12 protein-coding genes are annotated in these 11,910 nt (G+C 39.0%); 6 read left to right on the top strand and 6 right to left on the bottom strand.

Features of this window, described 5'->3' with window-relative positions:
* Window positions 1–408 precede the first annotated feature (408 nt).
* The gene (brnQ, locus tag WAX86_RS15460) at window positions 409–1,752 is read left to right on the top strand and encodes a branched-chain amino acid transport system II carrier protein (protein ID WP_068968687.1); all 1,344 of its coding nucleotides are present in this window, start codon (window positions 409–411) and stop codon (window positions 1,750–1,752) included.
* A 92-nt stretch (window positions 1,753–1,844) separates the two neighbouring features.
* A complete protein-coding gene (locus tag WAX86_RS15455; RefSeq protein WP_065171539.1) occupies window positions 1,845–2,138 on the top strand; it encodes a SemiSWEET transporter in 294 nt (97 codons plus the stop codon).
* Window positions 2,139–2,217: 79 nt separating this feature from the next.
* Here WAX86_RS15455 and ansB read toward each other — a convergent pair whose 3' ends face one another.
* Together ansB and WAX86_RS15445 are read right to left on the bottom strand one after the other, a co-directional pair.
* The gene (gene ansB / locus WAX86_RS15450) at window positions 2,218–3,282 is read right to left on the bottom strand and encodes an L-asparaginase 2 (protein WP_065171374.1); all 1,065 of its coding nucleotides are present in this window, start codon (window positions 3,280–3,282) and stop codon (window positions 2,218–2,220) included.
* A 261-nt stretch (window positions 3,283–3,543) separates the two neighbouring features.
* Entirely contained in the window at window positions 3,544–3,792 is a 249-nt protein-coding gene (locus WAX86_RS15445; RefSeq protein WP_341489628.1) for a hypothetical protein, read from the bottom strand.
* Between the two features lie 358 nt (window positions 3,793–4,150).
* Here WAX86_RS15445 and WAX86_RS15440 point away from each other — a divergent pair, with 358 nt between their 5' ends.
* Entirely contained in the window at window positions 4,151–5,176 is a 1,026-nt protein-coding gene (locus WAX86_RS15440) for a Preprotein translocase subunit SecY (RefSeq protein ID WP_341489793.1), read from the top strand.
* Between the two features lie 190 nt (window positions 5,177–5,366).
* The gene (locus WAX86_RS15435) at window positions 5,367–6,914 is read left to right on the top strand and encodes a phospholipase D family protein (RefSeq protein ID WP_068947129.1); all 1,548 of its coding nucleotides are present in this window, start codon (window positions 5,367–5,369) and stop codon (window positions 6,912–6,914) included.
* 83 nt (window positions 6,915–6,997) lie between these two features.
* On the opposite strand, the gene WAX86_RS15430 is transcribed toward WAX86_RS15435, so the two are convergent.
* Window positions 6,998–7,474 (bottom strand): glutathione peroxidase, encoded by a 477-nt coding sequence (locus WAX86_RS15430; protein ID WP_237035741.1) that lies wholly within the window; start codon window positions 7,472–7,474, stop codon window positions 6,998–7,000.
* 97 nt (window positions 7,475–7,571) lie between these two features.
* Between WAX86_RS15430 and WAX86_RS15425 the strand changes: the two genes are divergently transcribed.
* The gene (locus WAX86_RS15425; protein WP_065171371.1) at window positions 7,572–8,090 is read left to right on the top strand and encodes a hypothetical protein; all 519 of its coding nucleotides are present in this window, start codon (window positions 7,572–7,574) and stop codon (window positions 8,088–8,090) included.
* 121 nt (window positions 8,091–8,211) lie between these two features.
* Here WAX86_RS15425 and WAX86_RS15420 read toward each other — a convergent pair whose 3' ends face one another.
* Together WAX86_RS15420 and WAX86_RS15415 are read right to left on the bottom strand one after the other, a co-directional pair.
* On the bottom strand, window positions 8,212–8,487 hold the full coding sequence (locus tag WAX86_RS15420) for a molybdenum cofactor biosynthesis protein (protein ID WP_065171370.1): 276 nt from the start codon (window positions 8,485–8,487) through the stop codon (window positions 8,212–8,214).
* A 147-nt stretch (window positions 8,488–8,634) separates the two neighbouring features.
* The gene (locus WAX86_RS15415) at window positions 8,635–9,777 is read right to left on the bottom strand and encodes an MFS transporter (RefSeq protein ID WP_115060451.1); all 1,143 of its coding nucleotides are present in this window, start codon (window positions 9,775–9,777) and stop codon (window positions 8,635–8,637) included.
* 108 nt (window positions 9,778–9,885) lie between these two features.
* Between WAX86_RS15415 and WAX86_RS15410 the strand changes: the two genes are divergently transcribed.
* On the top strand, window positions 9,886–10,653 hold the full coding sequence (locus WAX86_RS15410) for a helix-turn-helix transcriptional regulator (RefSeq protein WP_341489627.1): 768 nt from the start codon (window positions 9,886–9,888) through the stop codon (window positions 10,651–10,653).
* Window positions 10,654–10,678: 25 nt separating this feature from the next.
* Here WAX86_RS15410 and WAX86_RS15405 read toward each other — a convergent pair whose 3' ends face one another.
* Window positions 10,679–11,842, bottom strand: coding sequence for an AAA family ATPase (locus tag WAX86_RS15405; protein ID WP_341489626.1), 1,164 nt, complete (start codon window positions 11,840–11,842; stop codon window positions 10,679–10,681).
* Between the last annotated feature and the right edge of the window lie 68 nt (window positions 11,843–11,910).

The following is an 11,910-nucleotide window of genomic DNA, read 5'->3' as shown; positions in this document are numbered from 1 at the left end:
ACGAATTTTTTTCATTATAAAATTTTGAAATTTCCCTTTACTTCACAGATTTTTATTTATATTTTAGTTCCGTTGTTTCGTTTTTATTTGGAAGTCATTAGTCATGATGTCAGCAAAGCTTGCACATTTTACCGCCAAGGTACCGACTAGCCATCGAGGTTCGATGGTGACGACTACGTTACAGATGTTGACACGAACAACACGAATTATTACCGCTATTATTCTAGTGATTATTCGCTAGGCTGGCGGTGACATACTTCCGTCAGCCGAGCTGACGGGAGATTGCATCTCATTATTTGCCTTTCTTTCTCAGCTCCTGCCGGAACAAATACTTAAGCAATCCCAATACGTATAACACTCTACTTAAAAGTGTTGGTAATGCGATAAAAAAACAGCAGGAAGTACATAGTGAAAACACAAGACTTACTCGCCATTGGCTTAATGACCTTTGCCCTCTTTCTTGGGGCTGGTAACTTAATTTTCCCGCCATCACTCGGATTGGATGCAGGTACCTCTCTTTTCACCGCAATGAGTGCATTTTTAGTCACTGCGGTTGGTCTTCCTGCTTTTACTATTATTGTACTAGGTCGAATTAGCTGTACTCAATATTTGACAAATGCATTACCAAAATGGCTCGCAACCACTTTCTGGGTACTTCTGTTCACAGCGATTGGCCCTGCATTTGGCATGCCGCGAGCAGTAACCGTTGCTTATGAAATGGGCATCAAACCATTTATGACCCAGGATCATCTAATGGTTTTCTCTATCATTTTCTCTGCCTTAACTCTTCTACTCGCATTTAAGCCAGGTAAGCTTGTCGACTATATTGGTAAGTTTATGACTCCAGCCCTGATCCTAATGCTGCTTGCACTTGGTTTATCTGCATTTATTTCACCACTTGGCGTTCCTGGCCACCCTGTAGGTGATTATCAACATAAGGCTATCACTAGCGGTTTAATCCAAGGTTATATGACAATGGATGCGATTGCTGCTGTAGGTTTTGGTTGGGTTATTATTCAAGCCATTCGAGCAAAAGGAATCACAGAGCCAAAAATGATCTCTAGTGTGACGTTTAAAGTAGCATTGATCTATGCGGTTCTAATGGGCGGTTGCTATATTGCAATGGGTTATGTAGGCGCAACAGCCTCAACCATCGCCGAACATGGCGTGAATGGTAGTGTTATTTTAACTCGCTATGTTGCGGGAGAATTTGGTCCTTATGGGCAATACTTACTGGCCGCTATAATCATCATGGCTTGTTTAACTACAACGGTTGGCCTAACTAATGCGTGTGCTGAATACTACAAAGAAACCTTTAATGCCTCTTTCGGTTTAACCGCAACCTGTGTTGTTGTTCTAACCGGAATCATTGCTAACTTTGGCCTAGAACAAATTCTAAAAGTCAGTCTGCCAGCTATTTTAGTTCTTTGCCCGGTCGCTATTGCCTTAGTTCTTGCATCATTTACTGCATCAACCGTCAGTGTTTCGGCTTATACTCATACCGCTGTTTTATTTACTGCTGCAGTGTTTGGTAGCGTCGATGCTATCAGTATTTTGGGTAAAATGCCTAAAGAACTTAATGATCTATTCCAACATGCTTTGCCGCTATATAACGCACACGCAAGTTGGTTATTACCGTGCTTGGTTATTTTAGTTTTAACATCAGCTTTAGGGACGTCAAAGTTAGGTGGTGAGCGCATTGGTCGTATTGATTATCGTCTTAAAACACAAGCCACTAACTCACTAAACTAAATAAAAACAGATCACAAAACACAACATCGAATTAAGCACACCATGGTATTTATTCCTATAGTTTAAGGAAAAATAACATGGTGTGCTTTTTTATGTCTGTATTTCAACGCGTTGCTAAGGCTTTCGAACCTTTTATGCTGCTGATGGGTATCGTGGGACCACTTGCAACCTTGCCTCAACTTTATAAGCTGTTCTTTTCTCATAGTGAACACGCTGTTGGTTTATCGCTTATTACTTGGGTACTCTATGCCCTACTGGCGCTACTTTGGGCTATCTATGGATTTGTCCATAAGAACCCACCGATCTGGGTCGGTAACAGCTTAGGTTTTCTGATGGATGCTGCTATGGTATTTGGGATCTTTATTCATACTGGTGGTACATTCTAAAAGCAATAAAAAACCGCAGCTTAACGATAAGCTGCGGTCTGTTTTATCTAAATGATTTAATACTAACTAACAGTAATCATTAATAGTACTGGAACATCTTCTGTACATCTTTGTAATCTTTGGTTTGAGTCAAAGACAACATTAGTAGAATACGAGCTTTCTGCGGGTTCAATGTACCTGATGCAACAAAACCATATTTTGCATCATCAATTTCAGCATCTAATGTCGTTGAACCAGTTGGAGTACGAGAACTACGTACGACCATGATGCCATCTTTGCTGGCTTTCTCTAGCTGATCAAATACTGTGTGATAAAGGTTACCATTACCTACACCCGCACTCACAATACCATCAAATTTTGCGTCAATGAGCGCCTTAACAGGAAGATCAGAAGCATTAGCATAGTTATAAACAATGCCAACTTTTGGTAGCGAAGTCAGTTTAGAAACATCAAAAACAGTTTCTGTTGTATGTTTGCGCTCAGGGCTACGCTGATATTTCGCATCGCTGTTGTGAATATAGCCCAAAGGACCAAAGTTTGGTGACTGGAAAGTATTTACAGAAGTGGTATTTGTTTTTGTTACATCGCGTGCATCAAAAATAGTATCATTCATTGTCACTAATACACCACGACCTTTTGAATCTTCATCCGTAGCCGCAACCACAGCATTGTAAAGATTAACTGGACCATCAGCACTCATTGCAGTTGATGGACGCATCGCACCAACCAACACAACAGGCTTTTTACTTTTTACTGTTAAATCAAGAAAATAGGCTGTTTCTTCCATGGTATCCGTACCATGAGTGATCACAATGCCATCAACATCATCTTGAGCTAATAATTCATTTACACGCTTTGCTAATTTAAGCCAAACTTCATCGTTCATGTCTTGTGAACCGATACTGACCACTTGTTCGCCTGAAATATCAGCAATTTTTGTCATATCAGGAACAGCAGCGATAAGTGCATCAACACCAACTTTACCCGCAGTATAATTAGATTCAGTCGCAGATTGACCAGCACCTGCAATTGTACCGCCAGTGGCTAGAATTTTAATATTAGGAAGATCAGTTGCAGCAAAAGAGAAAGAGCTGAAGCACAGGCCAGCAGCCAGCATACCTAGGCGAATAGGATTTTTTTTCATTGGGAATCACCAGTAATGTGAATGAAATATGAAAATATGTTTTGGGAATCGAATAAATCCTAAAACGATAGGCTGGAGATTTTTGAGGTCAAGGTCACTAATTTATAAATAAAAAATGTGATCTATCAAACAGTAAGTGAGATCTAGAGCGAGCAATTAACGGTGTTCACATATTAATTTAGCAAAATAAACTTTGTGATAAATGCATTAACATTTATTCAAATTCTATTAATATAATTTTATTATGCACTGTGATTATATTCAATAGATTGCTCTAATTGGGTCTATTTCAAAATATCGACATTTGGCAGAACTGTTCGCTGCAGGCTCAATATATTGGCGTAATGATTCTATTGAATCGACTTCCCAAATACAGCGACAATGCCCACTAATAGGATCGAGCATTTGAGCGTGTAATTGAATCCCTGAAGGTAAGTCACTAGACAAGTTATCCGCATAACTTTCAAGTGAAGTGTGCTCAGCCATTTGTAGCTCTGTTGCGATAAACATAACGATCTCCTTCAACGTCATTGATTAAGTATATACCCAGTTTCCAAAGTTGTTTTGACAGACCGGAAATCGTAATTAAAAGCATATTTTTATCATGTTTATTTATACAGTGTTCAATGACTGTGTAGTGTTTATACAGTAATGAAAGCTATGTGTAAAAATCCAGCGAGAGATTGGCTGAATCAATGATTTATAAGGGATTTGGTCACAAATTAATGTATCCTATTGCAACATATTCTAATTCCTATATTTATTGCTTAAAAAAGTAGCAAATAGAGCACGGCTCATATATCTAGATTTAATCATTATGCTTTATAACGAAAAACAACCAATGCGATACCCTAAGGGGATGTTTGCAATGTGGACGGTATACAGTTTTACTGGCGCCTCTATTCTTGCCTCAATCGTATTCTCACTATTACTTTTTTTATCCATCGACGATGACCCATTAATGAAGGTTCTATTTGGTGGACTGGCTGTTATCTTCGAACTAGGCAAATTTTTCGCTTGGTATGAAGTTGGTGAACGTCGAGCTCGAAAAAATTATGGTGGCGCACTGTCAGCCCTATTGTTTTATGCCGTCTTAGCCGCGATTTCTATTGGTGGTTCCATTGGTGGTATTAACAGTGCAACTAACCAAGCACAAAGTCATGTCAATGTACAAAAAAGCAAAATCAATGCATATAACATGCAGATTGCTGCAATTGAAAAGCAGATTGAGCTTAATAACCAAGCGGCTGAAAAATACATTCAAATGGAACGTATTGCCTCTGGTGTAAGTCGAATCCAACGTGCTAACGAAAAATTACGAGAAGATCAGCAAAAGCTTGCGATAGAGCGAGACAGTCTACCTGTTGTAAGTCAAGGTTCGGTACTTGGTCTAATTGATAGCTTAGCAAACTCTTTGAATATATCACCGCAAAAAGCTCAGCTTGGTTTAGTCGTCTTTTTATCAGTATTATTAGACTTCTTCGCGGCATTTTTTGTTGGTTTAATTGGTGAGGAAAATCGCTTCCGTCAACAATATCGTCAACTTCACGCCCTTTCTCTTGCTGGCATTAACGGCCAAGCAAAAGAGATCAAGCTACTTGAGCATTTCAATCCATCAGAAGTTGGTACCTCAGAAATATCAGATGAAGAAATTGAAGTGACTATCATTCCTGAGCCAGAGCCTGAACCCGAAGAGCCTAAAACGCCTTATGAACAGACAATTGATGCGTTAAGTACAAATAAAGTCAATTGTACTAAACGAGCGGTTAGTAACTTCTTAAAACTGCCAACAGATGAAGTGGACGCTATTTTCAAACAATTACTTGAAGAAGGCATTGTGACGAAAAAGCCCAACAACCACTACCAATGGATTGGGGTTAAAGACGCCGCATAATTCAATTATACCGCAATGACATATAAAGCCTGAACATCTGTTTCAGGCTTTTTATTCGATAAAATCATCGCTAAAAAAACAGCCTTCATCACAGTTTTACATTCCCTTACACAAACCCTAAATAAATTGCGGAAATTAAGTGCCTAACTCATTACAATGCCGCCACTTATTTGATTGTTTCTGTTATCCAATGACTCTTATATCTTTTTTTAAACGCCATGGCCTAGTTCGCGCATCTCAAATGTTAGCGGCAGGTGTTGTGGCGACATTAACAGGCTGTGCTCAAACACTACCTCAAAATGATAAAGCGACCAGTTACTCATACGTAGATAACCATGATACTGCGTTGTATCAGTATGCAAAGCCTTACACTCAAGCTCATCCTGGTAAAACAGGTTTTTATCCGTTAGCTGATGGCCGCAGTGCGTTTCTGGCTCGCCTTGCGACTATTGAAGGCGCACAAAAAAGTTTAGATGTTCAGTACTACATCTATCGTGATGATGAGACCAGTAAATTAATGACGTGGTATTTGCATCAAGCGGCAGAACGCGGTGTTCGTGTTCGTTTGCTACTTGATGATATGCAGTCTCGTGATGATGATGCTCTTGCAAGTCTTTCAGCGCATCCAAATGTCGAAGTTCGTCTATTTAATCCATTTGCAAATCGCAGTATTAAACAAGTTGGTTTCTTACATGATTTTGGTCGTCTTAACCGTCGTATGCATAATAAAGCCATTATTGCTGATGGCACATTTGCGATTACGGGAGGACGTAACATTGGTGATGAATACTTCTCTGCAAATAACAGTGTAGAGTTTGGCGACTTTGATCTGTTACTTGTTGGTAAAGTAGTACCAGAAGTTGCTAAACAATTCGATACCTATTGGAACAGTACTCCAGCCATTCCAATTGAAAGTTTAGTGGATGATATTCATCTACCAACCCAAGATCAGCTAAACCAATGGCGTACAGCTCAGATGAAATATCTACAAGAGTCTGAGTATGCTCAATCACTAAAATCGCATCCAATGGTACAAAAATTAATGGCAAATAGCTTACCATTCTATTGGGCCGATGCGACATTAAACTACGATTCGCCGTATAAAGTATTGGATAAAACCAATGACTTATTAATGCACGACCTTGCTTTAGCTATCAAAGAAGCAAAAACAGACTTTGTTCTTGTTTCACCCTATTTTGTGCCAACCAAACAAGGTGCTGAACTTCTTGCTAATAGTGCAAAGAAAGGCCTTAACGTCACCGTTGTCACAAACTCGTTAGCATCTAATGATGTCTTTGCTGTACATGGCTGGTACGCCAAATATCGTGACATTATGCTAAAAGGTGGGGTAAAGCTTTACGAAACTAAGGTTGATCCAAAACATAAAGCAAAACGTTCATTAGTCGGCAGTTCTCGCACTAGTTTGCACGCTAAATCATTTGTTATCGATAACCGTAAAGTGTTTGTTGGATCGTTTAATTTTGACCCTCGTTCAGCGTACCTAAATACAGAAATGGGTATTTTTGTTGATTCCCCTGAATTTGCTGAAGTCGTCAATAAAGATTTAAACAAGCTACTGACTAAAACAGCATATCGCCTTACTTTAGATGATGATGGTGATATTGTTTGGCATGATGATGAAACAGGAGAAACTTTCACGTCAGAGCCAGATAGCAGTGTATGGTTAAAAATGGGGGCATGGTTTGCAGGTGCCCTACCAATCGAAAGCCAACTCTAATCAATCATTGTTGATGTAAGAAAACAAAAAGCGGAGCCGTTATAAGCTCCGCTTTTTATTTGAACATAAGCTTCCTTATACCCTTATAATAAACGCGCAATCTCTGCCTCTATCGATTCAGGTGTCTTTGTCGGAGCAAATCGCTTGATCGGCTTTCCATCTCTATTTATTAAGAACTTTGTAAAATTCCACTTTATATTACGACCAAAGGTTCCTGGTAGTTGAGATATTAGATAGTTAAATAGTGGGTGAGCTTGTGCGCCTTTCACATCAATTTTACTAAAAACAGGAAAAGTGACACCGTAATTTTTCTGACAAAAGGCTCCAATAGCTTCAGCGTCTCCAGGCTCTTGTCCACCAAATTGATTGCAAGGGAACGCCAAGATGGTTAAACCTTGCTGATGATATTTATCATATAACGTTTGGAGTCCTTGATATTGGTGGGTAAATCCGCATTCACTTGCTGTATTTACAATAAGTAAAACATCCCCTGCATATTGAGACAACTCAACTTGCTCGCCTGATAATAAAGGGGCTGAAAAATCATATATTGTTGTCATCTGATATCCTTATGTTTGTACAAGACCTACCGACTGCTACCATCTTCACCTTACTTTAGTATACTGTTCAGTAATTATATTAGCTGGTTTATTTACCATGACTTTAGAGCAACACTTTCTCGCCATATACCAAGATAATTGGCCTTTTTCAGCAAAAGAACAAGAATTTATTCAAAGTTTTATCGAAAATCAGCAATCACGCTTTCAAGATATATGTCAGAGAAAAGATAAAGATAGTTTTCAGTTATTACTGGGATTAATGACCCATCTTTGGCAACAAGCACAGGATAGCTTGGAACACCATAAAGATGCTCACAACACCATGGATGAAGTGTTAACACATACAATTGGGAAGTTACATAAGCAGAAGTTTACCAATCAAGATAGGCTCCATTTTGAGCTACTTAGCCAACTGTATCTGGCTGTTCAAGGCGCAACGGGGATTGATATCAGCTATGCAAATGAACAAGCTGAAATCGCAGCAGAGACATTCAATTCAGAGCATCCACATCAGAGCCGAAGTTCATTACTAAAACATTATTATATTGGCCGAGAATTCTATCAGAGCCAAAGGCCATCTTGGTGGCAACGCTTACTTAATCGTTTAACTCATTAATATATATACCCAAGTAACCTCAAGATGCGAGGTTCAGCGAGAATAATTTAAGTATGAGGGAGGGAGTAATGCCCCCTCTACTTCCCTTTTAGGTAAAAATAGAGAGGTCATAACTTAATAATTAAAATCGTTGGAATCGGCCTTTTATCATCATTGCGCCAACTAAGGACATGATTAGACCTGTTAATAAGACGATAAAATTCTTATGACGAGCTGCGGCTAAACTCTGCTCCATACTCTTGCTAATTAATTGACTATCACTAAATTGTACAAAATGAGACATATCTGCAAACACTTGCTCTTGCCCCACCATGCCACTTAAAGAAATACAGCCCCAAATTAATGAAAGCATCCCAATTGCAATAGAAGCAAAGCCCCAACTTTTTTTTACATCCATTTAAAACAGCCTACAGCTAAAGAGTACAATACGTGCTTAATATAACGCTTTTTTCTCATTTGAAAATAAGCGATATTATAAAAACGTTGACCTATTTCACTTAATTAACATATGAATCATATAAAACACCGAACAATTACTCAAAAATCAATATTGCTTATTTCTTAACCAAAAGAATAGCCCTGCAACTATCATGATAAAAGCAGAGGTAAACAATAGACTCAACGATAAATGATTAACATAGGCGGTAATATTTAATCCTAAACCTAACATTAAATAATAAAATAAACCAAATATTGCTCCTGCACTACCAATGCTGGTTTTGTAGTTATTTAGCGCAACACTTAATATATTCGGTATTGCCAAGCCAAAACTGCAAACTATCACTAAAACCGCAGCAAGTAACCACAAAGAGTTGCTTAGCTGATAAGCGCAAAGGCCACCAAGAAAACTTATAACACCAGCAATCGCTATGACAAAATAAGAGGTGTAGCCCATTGATAACAGACGGCGATTCAGTATACCGCCACCGAAGGTTCCAAGAGCTAACACAATTCCAGAGTAACCAAATTGCTGTGATGAATAGCCTAAACTCTCAAAGAAAAAAGCGCCTTGCTGATAATAAACAAAAATAAGTAAATTAAACCCTGCTACCAAGCATGCGCTTAGCCAGATTTTAGTATCCATTACCATTTTCTTAGCAACAGAAAAAAAAGAGTCGGTTACATTTAATTCACTTTGAGTTTCATTAAGTCTTAAATAACAAATTATAAATATGAACAAAGCTAATACAGCAAGCATAATAAATACGATGCGATAGCCACCTAATATATTTAATCCTGTGCCAGCTAATAAACCAATTATAGGACTGATTGAGATGGCTAATCCCATAATATTGAAAGTCTGAGCGAGCTCTTTACCACTATAGCCATCCCGCAGGATAGTTTGTGATATAACAGACCCAACAGCCAACCCAAAGGCACTCATCGCTCGTGCTGCAAGTAAAATAGAAAAACTGTTTGTCAGTGCAGCAACAATACATGCCAAGGCATAACACAGTAATCCTAAGAGCATACTGTTCCTTCTCCCGATAATATCGGCCATGCGTCCCCAAAATACCACTCCAACAGCAAAGGCAATAAAATAAATCGACAATGTTTGCCCTGCATCCACCACGCTGACATAAAACGCTTGCGAAATACTCGGTAATATTGGGCTGTATATGGTCTCTGCTATCTGGGGTAACATCATTAAGCAAACCAATAACCAAATCGGGGGTAATTTCTTCATCCGAACCTCTCGTCTCAACACCGATTATTCAACTTAGACGGCTAGTATATAAAGCGCTATAATGTCCATATAACGACATTAAGACTAAAAACATCAAAAAGAAGACAAATGGCACTGATTGATCATCAAACCACATTTGATTTGAACTTAATTGATAATCAAATCGTGGGTATTGCTGCACAAGTAGGAAGACACGATTCAGGATTGCATAAACACGACAAAGACCAGTTGTTATATGCTCCTTTTGGTTGCATGAATATCACCTTAGACAGGCAGAAATTGCTCTTACCCCCAACAAGGGCTGCGTGGATTCCTGCTAATACGATTCACTGTGCAAAAATGACGAATGTTGTTGAGTATCGTTCAATTTATTTTGATACAGCACTCACTCAGGATTTAAAACTGTCCTTAAAAACGGTTGAAGTAAACCCACTGCTTCAGGCCCTGATTGAACGAATGGCATTTTGGTCATGGGAGAAACCTTTTGTTGAGATGACCAATACTTATAGATTGTTTTTGGATGAATTGGTCGAAGCAAAAGAGCAAACTTTAGCGCTTCCACTCCCTCAAGATCGTCGATTACAACTCTGGCTCGAAAAACTTAATCAACACGATCAACCTATTGATAACCTTGCTCAATTGAGCTTAAAAATAGGTGCCAGCAGCAAAACAATCTCTCGGATATTCAGCAATGAAACAGGAATGAGTTTTCAGGAATGGCGGCAACAATGGCGTTTAATTCAAGCTATAGAAAAGCTAACCGCAGGATATCAGGTGAATGATGTGGCCTATCAACTTGGCTTTTCTAGTGATAGTGCCTTTATTGCCTTTTTTAAACAGCAAACAGGCACTACGCCACTTAAATATCTAGATTAACTTCATCATTTATTGAGCAACAGTGTTAAGCATCAGGCCAATACCAATTAGGTGTTGAAAGCCAATCCATACCAGGAATAACCGTTTGCCCATACTCTTTTTCAAGACAGATAGTATGACAATCTGGATGTTCCTTTAACGCAGAAATAAGTCTTGGCGCATGTGATATCACCCATACTTGAGTCTGTTTAGCAGCATGTCGAATCAGCCGAGCTAAAGCAGGCAAAAGATCTGGATGTAAGCTAGTTTCAGGCTCATTAAGTACCATTAAACTTGGAGGTCGTGGCGTTAAAAGAGCTGCTACCCAAAGAAGATAACGTAAAGTACCATCAGACAGTTCAGCCCCACTGAGCGGACGTAATAACCCATATTGAGATAACTCTAATGAGAAGCGGCCATCAGCTTGGTTAATAATTTTAATACTGGCACCAGGAAATGCATAATCGATGGCTTTGTTAAGCACCTCTTCATCACCAATTTCAATAATAGTCTGTAATGCTGCGGCAAGGTCTCGGCCATCATGATGCAACACAGGCGTACGAGTACCTAACTGAGGCTGACGAGCTGGAGCATCTTTATCCGTTCTAAAATGGTCATAAAAACGCCATCCTCGAATGGTTTCTCGCAGCATAAAAGCTTCAGGAGTTGCCACAGGATCTGCAATTTGATCAAACAAACTATGATAAGTAGCAATATGTTGCGATACAATTTGCCATTGTCTACCATTTCGCGCTTTTATCACGCTGCTATTTCTATCAATCAAAGCACTTGATGGACGATATGTAGGTCCATTCCAAATACATTCACGCTTGATTTCAGGATCATAACCAAACATCGACAATGATGGCGACGGAAGTCCTAAAGAGATGGAATAACTAAATTCATCTGTCGCAAACCCCAATTTTAACCGTTTTACTTTCTGCCTTACTGTTGATTCAATTTCGTGTTCACCACGTTTCATTGTATTGGTGATAGTCTCTGGCCCAGCCCAAAATGTAGAGTCAAGTCCACCTTCTGTCGCCAGTGCAGAGACAACGCCACCTTGTGCGGTATCAGCCAGCAGACGTAATGCCTTGTAAAGATTTGATTTACCGGTTGCATTTGCACCAGTGATCACATTTAGTTTACCTAATGGCACCACTAAATTAAGAATAGAACGATAGTTATTGATAGCTAATGTCGTAATCATATTCATCCTTTATGAGGCAACGTTAGTTACTAAATCAAACCCAGAGCACTAATCAAGTACAATTAAAT

This window comes from Photobacterium damselae subsp. damselae (assembly GCF_038086725.1).
GTDB classification, from domain to species: domain Bacteria; phylum Pseudomonadota; class Gammaproteobacteria; order Enterobacterales; family Vibrionaceae; genus Photobacterium; species Photobacterium damselae.
The sequence above is the reverse complement of the archived record's forward strand: the minus strand, read 5'-3'. Positions and strand labels throughout refer to the sequence as shown.